Source organism: Dactylosporangium aurantiacum, from assembly GCF_000716715.1.
Taxonomy (GTDB): Bacteria; Actinomycetota; Actinomycetes; order Mycobacteriales; family Micromonosporaceae; genus Dactylosporangium; species Dactylosporangium aurantiacum.
Genome location: NZ_JNYJ01000043.1, coordinates 209,510 through 224,250, shown reverse-complemented (window position 1 = coordinate 224,250; position 14,741 = coordinate 209,510). Strand labels below are relative to the sequence as shown.

Here is a 14,741-nt window from a genome sequence, read left to right as displayed (position 1 = left end):
CGCCGGACCGGGCGCGGGCGTCAACCCAAGCGCAACTGCGCGGGACCGGGCAGGGGACGCGGGCCCGGCAACCTGATGAGTGGAAAGAGCAGCCAGCCCCAGGGAAGAGAGCCCACATGATCGACCTTGCCGCCGACGGCCACGTCCACACCGCGTTCTCGTCGGGCCGGGACAGCGTCAGCGTCCTCGTGGCCAGCGCCGAGCAGGCGGGGCTGACCGAGGTGACGTTCGCCGACCGGGTCGGACCCGACACGAGCTGGCTGTCGCCGTACCTGTCGTCCATCCAGCGCGCCCAGCAGCGCACCGACATCGTGCTGCGCCGCGGCGTCGAGGTCGAGGCGATCGGCATCGACGGCTGGCTGGCGTTCCCGGCCGACCTCAACGGCCTGGAGGTCATCTCGGTCGGCCTGAACCGCCTGCCGCTGCCCGCCGGCCTGCTCAGCCCCGACGCCGTGCGCGGCCTCATCGACAACGGCACCATGCGCGCCCTGGACGTCATCGACCAGGTCGTCACCGTGACCGGGCTGGCCGTGGAGCGGGTCTCCCGGTACGCGCCGACCCGCCTCGCCCGCCCCCTGGACTTCCTCGCCCGGGCCGGCATCGACGAGGCCGCGGTGCCGGACTCGGCGATCGCCGAGCTGGTCGGGGCCTGCCGGCTCAACGGCACCGTCGTCGAGGTCAGCGAGCGGCACCGCCTGCCCGGGCTGCGCTTCGCCCAGGCGTGCGTCGAGGGCGGCGTGCGGCTGGTCGCGGTCAGCGACGGCGTCCGCGCCGGCGAGGTCGGCGTCTACCGGTACGTGCGGGAGATCGCCGCGGCGCTGCACCGCTCACCCGCCACGGCCTGACCGGGCCCGACCCGCGCCGACCTCACGAAACCCGCCGCGATCCCCACGAAACGGGCTGATCGCGGCGGGTGACGACTTTACGATCGAAGATGTGCCGAAGGATCGCGAACTCGTCCTGGTCTCCCTGCTGCAGGAGGCGACCCGGATCGCGAACGAGGCCGACGACATCACCGACGCCGGGCTGCCCGTGATCAAGGCGGTCTGCGCCGCCACCGGCTGGGACGCCGGCCACCTGTGCCTGCCGGACCCGCGCGACCGCCGGGTCTTCGTCTCCACCGACATCTGGTACGAGGTCGAGCCCGGCTCCTTCGCCGGCCTCCGGGCGGCCAGCACCGGGTTCCGGTTCACCTACGGCGGCGGCGTCGTGGGGCAGGCGGCCACGACCGGCCGGCCCGTGTGGATCCCGGCCGTCGCCGAGGACCGCAACTTCGTCAGGGCCCGGCTCGCCGGCGCCCTCGAAGGGGTCGGCGCCGCCATCGCCTTCCCGGTCATCGCCCGCGGCGTCACCGCCGCGGTGCTGGAGTTCTTCACGCGCGAGCCGGCCGCGCCGGACGCGCGGCTGTTGGAGATCATGGCCGACGTCGGCATCCAGCTCGGCCGGGTCGCCGACCGGATGGCCGCGACGCAGGCGGTGCGCTTCGGCGCCGAGCGGATGGAGCGCATCCTCGACAGCTGCGTCGAGGCGTTCGTCGCGATGGACGAGGGCGGCATGATCACCGGCTGGAACGCCGCCGCGGAGAAGGTGTTCGGGCTGTCGAAGGAGGAGGCCATCGGGCGCCGGCTGGCCGACACGATCGTGCCGCCGCGCTTCCGCGAGGCCCACCATCTCGGCATCGGGCGCTTCCTGACCACGGGCGAGAAACGCGTGCTGGACAACCGGATCGAGATCTCCGCCTGGCACGCCAACGGCTACGAGTTCCCCGTCGAGCTCGCCGTGTGGGCGGTGCCGGACCCGATGCAGGGGTGGAGCTTCAACGCCTTCGTGCACGACATCACCGACCGCAAACGCACCGAGGACGCGCTGCGCGCCGCCTACGAGCACGAACGCGAGGCGGTGTCCCGGCTGCGCGAGCTCGACGTGGCCAAGAGCGACTTCGTGGCCACCGTGTCGCACGAGTTCCGCACCCCGCTGACCAACGTCATCGGCCACCTCGAGGTCCTCGCCTCCGGCGACGCCGGCGAGCTCAACCCGGCGCAGACCCGGATGCTGCAGGTCATCGGCCGCAACTCCGACCGGCTGCGGGCGCTCATCGAGGACCTGCTCACCATCTCCAAGGTCGAGGCGGGCGTCTTCGACCTGGAGCTGGTCACCACCGACCTGACCGAGGTGCTGGTGGCCGCGCACGCCGCCGTCGAGGCGCGGGCCAGCCGCCGCGACCACCGCCTGGAGCTCGCCATCGCACCGCGGCTCGGCACCATCGACGCCGACCCGGAGCAGCTGCGGCGCGCCCTGGTCAACCTGCTCGTCAACGCGGTCAACTTCACCCCGGACGGCGGGCTGATCGAGCTGACCGCGAAGCTCGACGGCGCCGACGTGGTCATCAAGGTCAGGGACACCGGCGTGGGCATCGACCCGGCCGAGCAGGGGCAGCTGTTCACCCGGTTCTTCCGCGGCACGTTCGCGGTCCGCGAGGCCGTGCAGGGTGCGGGCCTCGGGCTGGCGATCACCAAGACGATCGTGGAGGGCCACGGCGGCGAGGTCGCCGTGGACAGCGTCGTCGGTGCCGGCACCACGTTCACGGTCAGGATTCCACGCGAGCGTCCTCTGTGGCTGTGACCGGCGCCGGGCCCCGCGCGTGGTCCGGCGCCGGGCCGGGTGCGGCCGGTGGCGCCGCCGGGGTCAGCACGGTCTGGAAACCGGTCCGGGTCATCTGACCCCATTCGTGCCGGCCGCCGCGGATCGCGGCCCACATGCCCATCGTGCGCCACAGCGCGGTCAGCTGCCGGTAGCCGACGTTCTCCAGCAGCGAGGCGAGCACCGAGGCGAGCAGGTCCGTCCAGCGGTGGTACCGGTGGAACGAGTACTCCTCCACGGTCAGCGCGATGAGGTTGAGCAGCAGCGCGTAGCCGTACGCGACGCCGACGAACACGACGGCGAACGCGGCGTCGATCGCGCCCACGTACAGCCCGAGCGGGACCAGGACGATCCCGGCCAGCTCGACGACCGGCGCGAGCAGCTCGAACAGCACGTAGTAGGGCATCGCGACGAGCCCGATCCGGCCGTACCGCGGATTCAGGATCATCGAGCGGTGCTTGCCGAGGATCTCGGTGATGCCCCGGTGCCAGCGGCGGCGCTGCTTGCTCAGCACCTTCAGCGAGCTGGGCGCCTCGCTCCAGGACACGGGCTCGGCGACGAACACGATGCGGTAGTCGCGCCGCTGCCGGCGCAGGTGCCGGTGCAGGCGCACGACCAGCTCGGCGTCCTCGCCGATGCAGTCGTGGTCCAGGCCGCCGACCTCCACCAGCAGGTCCCGGCGGAAGATGCCGAACGCGCCGGAGATGATGAGCAGCCCGCCGATGCGCGACCAGCCGGTGCGGCCGAGCAGGAACGCCCGCAGGTACTCCACCACCTGCACCCTCGGCAGCCAGCCGCGGGGCATCCGGACGTCGACGATGCGGCCGGCCACGACGGTGCAGCCGTTCGCGACCCGGATGACCCCGCCGGACGCGACGGTGCGCAGCGGGTCGTCGGTGAAGGGCTTCGCCACCGACAGCAGCGCCTGCGGGTCCAGCACCGAGTCCGCGTCGACCATGCAGACCAGCGGGTACTGGGCGACGTTGATGCCCGTGTTGACCGCGTCGGTCTTGCCGCCGTTCTGCTTGCGCACCACGACCAGCGGGTCGGGGCGCTCCCGCGGCACGTGCACCGACTGGATGCGCCCGCGGGTCGGTGTCGCGTCCGGCACCACCCGCGGCACCTCGACCAGCCCGAACTCCTCCCGCAGCCGCTCGAACGTGTCGTCGGTGGAGCCGTCGTCGATGACGATGACCTCGAACACCGGGTACCGCAGCGCCAGCATCGCCTGCACCGACTGCACGATCCCGGCCGCCTCGTTGTACGCCGGGACCAGCACCGACACGGGCTGGGTCAGCGGGCTGCGGTACGTCTCCTCGTGCCCGGCGAACGGCACCCGCCGCATGTGGTGCACGAACTCGGCCGAGGCCAGCACGATCAGCACCAGGTAGCTGGAGTTGATCAGCAGGAAGTAGGTCAGGATGCACACGTCCGTGACGGTCAGCACCTGCCGGACCCAGTCGGCGATCATGGCACGAGTTGCCGGCGGTGGTCGTCGAGCTCGGCCGCGGCCAGGGCCTCCCGGGCGTGCGCCGCGGCGAGCAGGACGTGCGGGTCGTCGGGCGCCGCCTCGGCCCGGTGCTCGGCCGCGGCGAGGGCGGCCCGGCCGGCCCCGCCGAGGCGCAGCAGCGAGCGGGCCGCGTTGTGGGCCACCACGTACTCGACGTCGGACAGCAGCACGGTCAGCGCCGGCGCGGCGGTGACGGCGCCGAGCTCGCCGAGCGCCTTCGCGGCCTCCGCGCGCAGCACCACGGGCCGGTCCGGCCCGAGCGCGTCGAGCAGCGGTGCCAGGGCGGTCCGCGTGCCGAGCCGGCCCAGCGTGCGGGCGGCGCTGATGCGCACGTCGATCGACGGGTCCGCGCGCAGCGCGCTCTCCACCCGTACCGTGGCACCCGCCGCACCGATCAGACCCAGGACCTCGGCGGCGGTCGCCCGGATCGGCACCCGCGGATCGTCGAGGCTGGCCAGCAGGGCGCCCTGCGCGGCGGTGCCGAGCCGGGTCAGCGCGGTCGCGACGACCTGCTGGGGCACCATGCGGCGGCTGGCGAGGGTGGCCAGCAGCGGCTGGGTGGCGCCGGCGTCGCCGATCCGGCCGAGCGAGCGGGCGGCGACGACCCGGACGTCGGGGTCGGGGTCGGCCAGCAGGTCGCACAGCGGCAGCAGGGCGTCCTTGCGGCCGAGGCTGCCGAGCACCTCGGCGGCCTGCGCGCGGGCCACCGGGTCGCGGCGGCGCAGCTGGCTGCGGGCCCGCCAGGCGGCGCCGCGACGCTCGAACACGTCGACGAGCGTGGTGTGCGCCTCGCCGCGGACCTTGCCCAGCAGGGCGATCGCGTTGGGCTCCACCGCCTGCCAGACCTCGTCGGGCAGCCGGACGAGGGCCTCGACCTGCTCGGGGTCGTCGTCGCCGGCGGCGATCGCGAGGAGCAGCCGGCGGGCGGGCTGGGCGAGCTTCGCGCGGCGGGTCTCGCGCGCGCGGCGCACCGCCCGCCCGCCGACGATGAGGCCGCCGAGGACCACGGCGGCGACGAGCAGGACCGCCAGCGCCACGACGGCGGCGCCGGCGAGCGTCACGTGCGCATCCGCGCCAGCACGGCCTCGACGCGGCTCACCAGCTCCCGGGGGCTGAAGGGTTTGACGATGTAGTCGTCGGCGCCCGCGCCGAAGCCGACCTCGACGTCACCCTCCTGGGCGCGCGCGGTGAGCAGGATGATCGGCAGCGCCTTGGTGCCGGCGTCCAGGCGCAGCTGGCGGCACACGTCGATGCCGGACATGCCGGGCATCATGACGTCGAGCACCACGAGGTCCGGCGGGTTCTTGGTCGCCTCGGTGAGCGCGGCCAGGCCGTTGTCCACGGCGACGACGTCGTAGCCGGCCTGTTCGAGCTTGAAGGCGACGAGGTCCCTGATGTCCATGTCGTCGTCGGCGACCAGGATCGCGGTCATGCCGGCCCTCCGCTGCGCTCCGGACCGGTCACGGGTCCTGGCTTCTGTTGACCTTCAGACTTCATGATATGCGGCATTTGATGGTGATATCGCCCGATCCAACAGGACGCCGGCCGACCGGCCGGCGTCCAGGAGGCGCGGGGGTCTCAGAAGCGGGTCTGCTTGCCCCGTGCCGCGCCCCGGTCCAGCGTGTGCTGCAGCGGCCCGAGGTTGCCGGCGGCCGGCGGACCCTGCGGCGGGCGCTCGTTGCTGGCGTGGATCGTGCCGGACGCCGAGGCGATGCCGCGGGCGATCGTGGCGGGGGTCGCCGTCACCGGCCGGTTGGCGGCCGTCCTCGTCGCGGCCTCCTCGCAGAAGCGCTTGAACCCCTTCAGGTCCGCCTTCAGCCGCCGGTTGAGCACCTCGACGGCGTGCTGCTCGGCCGGCATCAGCTCACGGGCGTCGATCTGCAGCTCCGCGATCACCCTCGTCATGCCGTCGGCCATCGGCTCCAGCCGCAGCGCCTCGCTGACCTGCGGGCCGTCCATCGCCTCCCAGCACAGGAACTCGCCGGGGCGGCTCTCGGTGATCCTGGCGTCGAACTCCGCCCGGTTGCCGCCGAGGTCGATCACCATGTGCGCGGTGGAGGCGTCGATCGGGGCCATGCTCATCACCCCGGACATGAACTGCGGGTAGTTCTCGAAGTGGGTGAGCTGCTCGTACGCGACCCCGGCCGGGACGGCCACCTCGATGGACTCACGTGCGGTACTCATGGTGGCCCCCCTTGCTCTCGGATGCCCAACACGGTACCGACGGGTACGCCCTAGTTGAGACCGATTCGCGGTTTCTGCAACGCCGCTGCGGTCCCGGCAAGGCCGCGCCGCTTCCGGTGCCGCCCCGGGAACGCCGATGGCCCCCCGCGAGGTCGCGGGGGGCCACCGGTCACCGGGGGAGGTGGGTTCAGACGGTCAGGGTCCAGGTGTCCAGCGTGCCGGTGTCGCCGGCGAAGATGTCGGAGACCTTCAGGGTCCACACGCCGTTGCGGGTCTCGCCCGACAGGTCGACCGTGTAGGTGGCGTTGAGGTTGGCGACGTTGTCACCGGAGATGGAGCTCTTCAGCTTGTACGAGGTGCCGTCCGGGGCGATCAGGTCGACGCGCAGGTCACCGCGGTCGGCGTGGCGCACGGAGACCTTGACGGTCGAGGCCTTGGCGGCGGTGCCGGCGCAGTTGGCGATGGTGACCTTGCTGGTGACGGCGGCCCGGTCGGCGATGTACACGTCGGTGCCGTTGGAGACCGCGGCGCACGCGGCCGGGGTGGTCGGGGTGGTCGGGGTGGTCGTCGGCGTGGTCGGCGTGGTGGTGGGGGTGGTCGGGTCGGTGGCCGGCGCCGAGATCAGGGCGGTGGTGTTGAGCAGCTTGTTCGGCGAGCCGCTGCCGGCGCCGGTGACGACGCCGCTGACGGCGCCGTTGACCAGCGCGTCGCGGACCTGCGCCGGGGTGGCGGTCGGGTGGCCGGCCAGGTACAGCGCGGCCGCGCCGGCGACGTGCGGGGTGGCCATCGAGGTGCCGCTCATCTTGGTCGTGCCGGTGTTGCTGCTGTTGGCGCTGGACAGGATGCTCACGCCCGGGGCGAAGAGGTCCAGGCAGGAGCCGAAGTTGGAGAAGCTGGCGCGGGCGTCCTTGCTGTCGGTGGCGCCGACGGTGATCGCCTCGGGCAGCCGGGCCGGGGACTTGGTGCAGGCGTTGGCGGAGTCGTTGCCGCCGGCGACCGCGTAGGTGACGCCCGACGCGATCGACTTCTTGACCGCGTCGTCGAGGGTGCTGCCGGCCGAGCCGCCCAGGCTCATGTTCGCCACGGCGGGCTTGACGGCGTTCTTCGTCACCCAGTCGACGCCGGCGATGATCTGCGAGTAGGAGCCGCTGCCCTGGCAGTCCAGCACCCGGACGCCGACGAGCTTGACGTCCTTGGCCACGCCGTAGGTGGCGCCGCCGACGGTGCCGGCGACGTGCGTGCCGTGGCCCTGGCAGTCCGTGGCGTCCGCGTCCTTGTCGACGAAGTCGTAGCCGGACCGGGCCCGCCCGCCGAACTCGCTGTGGGTGGTCCGCAGGCCGGTGTCGATGATGTACGCCGTGACGTTGCTCGCCGGGCCGTACGTGTAGCTGCCGTTCAGCGGCAGGGCCCGCTGGTCGATGCGGTCCAGCCCCCACGTGGCGCCGGTCTGCGTGGTCGCCTCGACCTTGACGATGCGGTCCTGCTCGACGTACTTGACGGCCGGGTCGGCGGCCAGGCGGCGCGCGGCGGTGGCGCTCATCGTGCCGGAGAAGCCCTTGACCGTGCTGCTGAACCGGGTGCTCACCGAGCCGCCGACCTTGCCCGCGAGGGCGTCGGACGTCGTCGTCGAGCCGTCCTTGAGGACCACGATGTAGCGGTCCTTCAGCGCGCCCTCCTCGCCGGCGCCGAGGACGCTGCCCATGGCGGGGGCGGCAGCGGCGGCGGAGGCGAAGGAGAAGGAGCCGGCAGCGGCGGCGGTCATGGCCAGAACGGTAAGAACGCGGCGGTTCAACATATGTCTACATCCCTTGCTTTCAGGTTTTGCTGTCATTGCCTTGCAGAAACAAGGTTCGGGCGCTCCGGTGGCGGGCCCGGGACCGTGACGGGAGCAGCGAAGTTGCGTGCGTCCCGGCGCCGCCGCCCGCGACGTCCTACCGGCCGGGATGCCGCCGACCACCGGGTGACAGGCGCGCGCGAGGGTCCGTGAACGGCAGCAGGGCCCGCCTGGACGGGTGTCCGGGCGGGCCCTGCTGGTCGGGGGTCAGAGCTTGACGTTGAAGCGTGGGTCGGCGGCGATCTTCCGGAAGCCGGCGAGGGCCTCGGGGGTGTCGTCCATGCGGATGTCGTGGCCGTTCTGGTCCTTGGCGGTCTCGAAGTAGACCAGGCCCTTGATCTGCGGCATCTTCGCCAGCTGCGGCAGCACCGTGGCGTACACGTCGGCCTTGTTCTTGCCGACGACGGTCGGCGAGGAGTCGTACACGCCCCACTCGGCGACCATGATCGGCTTGGCGGGGTGGTTGGTGGTGGCCCAGGTGTACCAGCCGGGGAACTTCGCCTTGTCGGTGGTGCGGTTCATCATGTAGTTGAAGTCGCCGGTGTGGAAGCCGCCGGGCTGCGCGTTGTTGTAGGTGTCCACCCCGACCCAGTCGACGACGTCGTCACCGGGGTAGAGGTCGCCCCACCACGGGCTGTTGTTCCACTTCTCGTAGTTCATGTAGGCGACGACGAAGACGGCGTTGGTGACCCCGTTGGCCTTCATGCGCAGCACGGTGTGGCGGAACATCGCGGCGTAGTCCTTGGCGGTCATGCCCGACCCGGCGGTGGCGACGACGTCGTTCTCCGGCTCGTGGTGCAGGACCATGAAGAACTTCCGGGTGCCGTAGTTGGTCTTGATGAAGGTCGAGAGGCGGTCGATGCGGGCGTCCTGGTCGCCCTTGGCGACGTTGGCCCACTTGGTGCCGTAGCCGACCTTCCAGTTGAGCATCAGGGTGCGGGGGTTGGCCGGGTCGCTGGTCATCGCGATCTCGTCCTTGGTCGGGAAGAGCTCGTCGCCCTTGTGGTACGTGTGGTACACCGTCGAGGTCCGGCCGGTCTTCTGCTCGAACGTCTTCAGCGCCTCGTCGCGCGGCACGTCGGAGAAGCCGCCGGCGGCCGCGCCCCACAGCACGCCGCAGGACGGCACGAGCTTCGCGTCCACGACGCAGTTGGCGGGCGTGGTCGGCGTCGCCTCGACGGGCTTCGTCGGCGGGGTGGTCGGCGGGGTCGTCGCCGGGGGCTTCGACGGGGTGGTCGCCGGCGGCTTGGTGGCCGGCGGCGTGGCGGCCGGGCGGACCACGGTCAGGTTCAGGCTGGGCCGGCCCGCGGCGGCCTCGGAGGAGCGGAACCGGGCGGGGGTGTTGGCGACCTTCGAGGTCACCGCGAACGTGTACGTGCCCGCGCTCTTCACCACCGCGCTGACGTCGAAGGTGACGGTGGCCGCGTCGCTCTTCGGCTTGACGGTGCTGACGGCCGCGCCGAGCGCCGGGTCGTTCTTCGCCGACAGCGTCTTCTCCGTCCACGTGGTGCTGGCGACCTTGCTGAGCGTCAGCGCGCTCGGCAGGGTCCGGCTCTCCCGGGTCAGGGTCACCCGCGCGTTCTTGACGGTCACGCCGGCGCCGGGGGAGGCGACGGTGAACTTCAGGTAGGTGACCATCGTGTCGCCGCCGGCGCGGCCCGCGACGAGGGTGTCGGAGGCGCCGAAGTTGTACGTCGGGCGGCTGCTGGAGCTGTAGCCGTCCTCACCCGCACCGGTGCGGACGATGTCGGTGGTCTCTGCGCCCGCGGTGCCGGCGAGGGCGACAGTGCCGGCGGCGGCACCAACGGCGAGGGCGGCGAGCGGCATCAATGTGCGGGCGTGGCGGCGGATCATCTATGTGGGCCCTTCCGTGGGATTGCGAATCCTGTGGAGCGGTGGTGCCGTCCGGCGTTGTCATCCGGACCTCCACAAGATTCGGCACCCCGGGTTACACCCCTGGTTCGCCGTGCGTTGCCGTTCGGGTGTCCGCACCGCGACCCGTACTGTCCACAGTGGACGGGACGCGCGCGGTCCCGGTGCCGGGCAGGCGGACGGCCGCCTGGCGGGGCGGCTGGTGTCGGGAAGTTGCCGGGCGGGTAAGTGACGTTCACGCGTGCTGCATCAGACGAACGGCCAGAGTCGGCAACCAGGCAGTGACCAAATGCCAACGCTTACGAACTAGGCGCTCAAAACCGGCGAACGTACTGTTAGTTAGGTAAGGCGCAACACCCAGAAAAGCCGCATTTCAAACAGCAGCTGACCGCTTCGACTCGAGGAGACTGAGATGACCCCGATGCTGATCTCGCGCCCGGCCGTTCACGTCGTCCCCGAGCTGACGGGGGAGCGCTGCGACAGCTGCGGTGCCGCCGCCAAGGCTCGTGTGACCTTCGGCGCCGCGGGCGACCTGGCCTTCTGTGGGCACCACACCAACAAGTTCGCCGACCGGATCGCGGCCACCGCCGACAAGATCGTGGTCGAGGCGGGCTTCGACTGGCGCGGCTGACCACCACGCGCACCTGGGCGGGCCCCCTCCGGTGGGGGCCCGCCCTTTGCGCGCGTGTTGTCCGTTAGCTGGCGAAAAATCGGATATGTGCTAGATAGCATCGGGGCGTGCGACGCAAGCCGAGCCCCCACCCCCGCCCTGACCCGATGGCGGGCCGGCCGTCCACGTTGCTCGCCGTCGCGGGCGTCTTCCTGATCGCATTCTCGGCGGCGGTACCGGGGATGCTGCGGCAGGCGCTGTCAGGCGTCGCGATGCTCGTCGCGCTCGGTGCCGCCGGGGCGGCCGTGCTGCTGGTCCGGCAGCGGGCCCACCGGCTCAGGCACAGCCTGGCCAGGTCCTCGGCGCGCAGCAAGGGCCTGGAGCGGGAGCTGCGGCAGCGCGCCACCCTTGACCCGGTCACCGGCCTGGCGAACCGCCGGCAGCTCACCGAACGGCTCGACCGGGTGCTCGCCGGCGCCACGCCCGGCGTCACCGTCGCCCTGCTGGACCTCGACGGCTTCAAGGACGTCAACGACACCCTCGGCCATGCCGCCGGCGACGAGCTGCTGGTGCAGGTGTCGCAGCGGCTGCGGGCCGCGCTGCCCGGCGCCGACCTGCTGGCCCGCCTCGGCGACGACGAGTTCGCGGTCGTCTGGCGCGGCCCCGGCCAGGCCCTGGACCAGGCGTTCGCGCAGCTGCGGCCCTCGTTCCCGGTCGCCGGCCGGCAGGTGCACCTGACCGCCAGTGCCGGACTCGTCGCCGTCGGCGACCAGCGCGGCTCCGCCGACGTGCTGCGCGACGCCGACCTCGCCCTCGACGCGGCGAAGGGCGCCGGCAAGGACCGCGTCGTCCGCTTCGACCCCGGGCTGCGCACCGCCGCCGCCCGCCAGCAGCAGCTCGCCACCGGGCTGCGCCGGGCCCTCGCCGGCGGCGAGTTCACCCTGCACTACCAGCCCGTCGTGCGCCTCGCCGACGGCCGGGTCACCGCGGTCGAGGCTCTGCTGCGCTGGCCGGCGGGCGGGGTGCCGCCGCTGACCTTCATCCCGGTCGCCGAGGCCACCGGCCTGATCGTGCCGCTGGGCTGGTGGGTGCTGCGGCAGGCCTGCGCCGACGCCCGCGAGTGGTTCGAGCGCGACGGCGTCGCCGTCACCGTCAACGTCTCCGGGCGCCAGCTGCGCGAGCACGACTTCGTCGAGCGGGTCCTCGCCGTGCTCGACGAGACCGGCCTGCCGGCCGCCGCGCTGGTGCTCGAGCTCACCGAGTCCGTCCTCGTCGACGACGCCGAGCGCACCGCGCGGCTCGGGCGGCTGCGGGAGCGGGGCGTGCGGATCGCCGTGGACGACTTCGGCACCGGGTACTCGTCGCTGGCGTACCTGGTGCACCTCCCGGTCGACATCCTCAAGATCGACCGGACGTTCACGGCTTCGGGCGTCGACTCCACCCTCATGAAGGTGATCCTGCAGCTCGCCGAGGGGCTGTCGCTGCAGACCGTGGCCGAGGGGGTCGAGACGGACGCGCAGGCCGCCGCGCTCAAGGCCCTCGGCTGCCACTACGGGCAGGGCTACCTGTACTCCCGCCCCGTGCCGGCGGGGGCACTGTCGTTTTGACGTTCTCACCCTGTCCGCAACCTGGCGGACACGCCGGTACACCTGCGGGAGCGTGTGATGGGAGGCAGCCGAAGGGGGTACAAGATGACACCGCAGCTTCTGGAGCACGTCCGGGCCGAAGCGCTGTTCGTCTCCGACGTGCAGTCCTCCGATCCGATCAGCCCTGAGCGCATCCGCACCGCCGTCATGCGCAGCGTCCGGCGGCACGGGCCGCGCGGGTGCGCCGCGCTGGTCGCCCACGAGTTTGGCGAGCACCCCGACACCGCCGTCAACCGGATGGGCTGGGTCCTGGGCGCGGTGCGGCGGGCGTACTCCGCTTGAGGTGATTCTGTCGTACCCCTGGGTGAGAATCCGGGTATGAGATTCGTCGAGCTGGCCTCCGTCTCCGCCGCCGTCGCGCGGACCTCAGGGCGCAACGCCAAGATCGACCTGCTCGCCGACGCGCTGCGGCGGCTGGCGCCCGAGGAGCTCTCGCCCGGCGCCTCCTACCTGTCCGGCGAGCTGCGCCAGCGCCAGACCGGCGTCGGCTATGCCAGCCTGCGGGAGCTGCCGCCGCCCGCGGAGTCCCCGTCGCTGTCGATCACCGACGTCGACGAGGCGTTCGCGGCGATGGCGCGGCTGGCCGGCAAGGGCTCGCAGGCCGCCCGGCGGGAGCTCGTCGCCACCCTCTTCGGCGCCGCCACCGAGGCCGAGCGGCACTTCCTGATCGGCCTGCTCAGCGGCGAGCTGCGCCAGGGCGCGCAGGCCGGCCTGCTCGTCGACGCCGTGGCCCGCGCCTCCGGCGTCCCGATCGCCCAGATCCGCCGGGCCCTGCTGCTCGCCGGCGACCTGAAGACCGTCGCGGTCGACGCGCTCACCGCCGGCGCCGAGGCCCTGGAGGCCTACCGGCTCACCGTCGGGCGGCCACTGGCCCCGATGCTCGCGCAGAGCGCCGCCACCGCCACCGACGCGCTCGCCGACACCGGCACCCCCGCCGCCGCCGACATCAAGATCGACGGCGTGCGCATCCAGGTGCACCGCGACGGCGACCGGATCTCCGTGTTCAGCCGCAGCCTCGACGACCTCACCGCCCGGGTGCCGGTGGTCGTGGAGGCCGTCCGCGGCCTCGACGTGTCCTCGGTCGTGCTCGACGGCGAGGCCGTCGGCGTCGACGACACCGGGCGGGCCGTGCCGTTCCAGGAGACGTCGAGCCGGGCCGCCCGCCGCGACGGCACCGCCGTGCTCCAGCCGTTCTTCTTCGACATCCTGCACCTCGACGGCGTCGACCTGCTCGACGAGCCGGCGTCGGTGCGCTGGGCGGCGCTGGAGCGGGCCGTGCCGGCGCCGCTGCGGGTCGAGCGCACCATGCTCGACACGCCGGAGGAGGCCGAGCGGGTGTTCGCGGCCGCGGTCGCCGCCGGCCACGAGGGCCTGGTCGTGAAGTCCGCCGCCGCGCCCTACGACGTCGGCCGGCGCGGCTCCGCCTGGGTGAAGGTCAAGCCCCGGCACACCCTGGACCTGGTCGTCCTCGCCGTCGAGTGGGGCCACGGCCGGCGCAAGGGCCTGCTGTCCAACCTGCACCTCGGCGCCCGCGACCCGGAGACCGGTGGCTTCGTGATGCTCGGCAAGACCTTCAAGGGCATGACCGACGAGATGCTGCGCTGGCAGACGGAGCGGCTGAAGGCGCTCGCCGTCGAGGAGTCCGACTGGGTCGTCAAGGTCCGGCCGGAGCTGGTCGTCGAGATCGCGTTCGACGGCGTGCAGACCTCGCCCCGCTATCCCGGCGGCGTGGCCCTGCGCTTCGCCCGCGTCCTGCGGTATCGCGAGGACAAGCGCGCCGACGAGGCCGACACGAGGGCTGACGGTGCCGGGCTGACGGTGCCGGGCTGACGGTGCCGGGCTGACGGTGCCGGGCTGACGGTGCCGGGCTGACGGTGCCGGGCTGGCTGGCGGTGCGGGCTGGCTGGCGGTGCGGGCTGGCTGGCGGTGCGGGCTGGCTGGCGGTGCGGGCTGGCTGGCGGTGCGGGCCGGCTGGCGGTGCGGGCCGGCTGGCGGTGCGGGCCGGCTGGCGGTGCGGGCCGGCTGGTGACGCGGGCCTGGCGGTGCGGCTGGCGGTGCGGCTGACGATGCGGCTGACGGTGCGGGCTGGCGGAGACTCGCGTTTCGCGGGGCCCGTTGCTGGGGCGGAGGCGCGGGGCTCGGGTTCGTGTCTGGGTGACGGCTGCCGGCAACCAGGCTTGATGTGTTCGCGCCGTGCGTGTCCGGGGCGCCTGCGTGGTGGCCATGGGGCTGGTGAAGACTCGCGCTTCGGAGGGTCGCTGCTGTGGGAGGCGCCGGGGGTTCGGGTTCGCGTCTGTGTGATGGCCGACTGCAACCCAGCTGGTCGGCGTGCTGGTCGGCGTGCTGGTCGGGGTGCGGGTCGTCGGGTGCGGGGGCTGCCGGGGATTTGCGCTGCCGGGGATTTGCGCTGCCGGGGTCCGAGCTGTCGCGGCGGGAACTGTCGGG

General features: G+C 72.8%; 12 protein-coding genes. 6 read left to right on the top strand and 6 right to left on the bottom strand.

Translation table 11 applies throughout. From position 1 onward, the window contains the following. The first annotated feature begins 116 nt into the window (after positions 1 to 116). The gene (locus tag OP18_RS38690; protein ID WP_052387965.1) at positions 117 to 845 is read left to right on the top strand and encodes a hypothetical protein; all 729 of its coding nucleotides are present in this window, start codon (positions 117 to 119) and stop codon (positions 843 to 845) included. A 91-nt stretch (positions 846 to 936) separates the two neighbouring features. Next, the gene (locus OP18_RS38685; RefSeq protein WP_033364106.1) at positions 937 to 2,622 is read left to right on the top strand and encodes an ATP-binding protein; all 1,686 of its coding nucleotides are present in this window, start codon (positions 937 to 939) and stop codon (positions 2,620 to 2,622) included. On the opposite strand, the gene OP18_RS38680 is transcribed toward OP18_RS38685, so the two are convergent. The 6 genes from OP18_RS38680 to OP18_RS38655 form a co-directional block, all read right to left on the bottom strand. Continuing rightward, on the bottom strand, positions 2,588 to 4,111 hold the full coding sequence (locus OP18_RS38680; protein WP_063745706.1) for a glycosyltransferase family 2 protein: 1,524 nt from the start codon (positions 4,109 to 4,111) through the stop codon (positions 2,588 to 2,590). The genes OP18_RS38685 and OP18_RS38680 overlap by 35 nt on opposite strands. Further along, positions 4,108 to 5,211 carry a HEAT repeat domain-containing protein gene (locus OP18_RS53655; protein ID WP_052387964.1) on the bottom strand — a complete coding sequence of 368 codons (1,104 nt, stop codon included), beginning with the start codon at positions 5,209 to 5,211 and terminating at the stop codon, positions 4,108 to 4,110. The genes OP18_RS38680 and OP18_RS53655 overlap by 4 nt, the downstream gene beginning before the upstream one ends. Next, positions 5,208 to 5,582: a response regulator transcription factor gene (locus OP18_RS38670; protein ID WP_033364105.1), complete on the bottom strand. Its 375-nt coding sequence runs from the start codon at positions 5,580 to 5,582 to the stop codon at positions 5,208 to 5,210. Before OP18_RS38670 ends, OP18_RS53655 begins: the two co-directional genes overlap by 4 nt. Positions 5,583 to 5,728: 146 nt before the next feature. Then, positions 5,729 to 6,334 carry an SRPBCC family protein gene (locus OP18_RS38665; protein ID WP_081971465.1) on the bottom strand — a complete coding sequence of 202 codons (606 nt, stop codon included), beginning with the start codon at positions 6,332 to 6,334 and terminating at the stop codon, positions 5,729 to 5,731. Between the two features lie 187 nt (positions 6,335 to 6,521). Next, the gene (locus tag OP18_RS38660) at positions 6,522 to 8,096 is read right to left on the bottom strand and encodes a S8 family serine peptidase (protein WP_081971464.1); all 1,575 of its coding nucleotides are present in this window, start codon (positions 8,094 to 8,096) and stop codon (positions 6,522 to 6,524) included. Between the two features lie 279 nt (positions 8,097 to 8,375). Beyond that, complete coding sequence (locus OP18_RS38655; protein WP_033364103.1) at positions 8,376 to 10,022, bottom strand: CBM96 family carbohydrate-binding protein; 1,647 nt, start codon at positions 10,020 to 10,022, stop codon at positions 8,376 to 8,378. Positions 10,023 to 10,452: 430 nt separating this feature from the next. Here OP18_RS38655 and OP18_RS38650 point away from each other — a divergent pair, with 430 nt between their 5' ends. From OP18_RS38650 to OP18_RS38635, 4 genes are all read left to right on the top strand, one after another. Beyond that, on the top strand, positions 10,453 to 10,671 hold the full coding sequence (locus OP18_RS38650) for a DUF7455 domain-containing protein (RefSeq protein WP_033364102.1): 219 nt from the start codon (positions 10,453 to 10,455) through the stop codon (positions 10,669 to 10,671). Positions 10,672 to 10,778: 107 nt separating this feature from the next. Further along, positions 10,779 to 12,257 (top strand): putative bifunctional diguanylate cyclase/phosphodiesterase, encoded by a 1,479-nt coding sequence (locus OP18_RS38645; protein ID WP_156090088.1) that lies wholly within the window; start codon positions 10,779 to 10,781, stop codon positions 12,255 to 12,257. Between the two features lie 84 nt (positions 12,258 to 12,341). Further along, positions 12,342 to 12,578, top strand: coding sequence for a hypothetical protein (locus OP18_RS38640; RefSeq protein ID WP_033364101.1), 237 nt, complete (start codon positions 12,342 to 12,344; stop codon positions 12,576 to 12,578). A 36-nt stretch (positions 12,579 to 12,614) separates the two neighbouring features. Next, positions 12,615 to 14,126, top strand: a complete 1,512-nt coding sequence (locus OP18_RS38635) for an ATP-dependent DNA ligase (RefSeq protein ID WP_033364100.1) — start codon at positions 12,615 to 12,617, stop codon at positions 14,124 to 14,126. Positions 14,127 to 14,741: the final 615 nt, after the last annotated feature.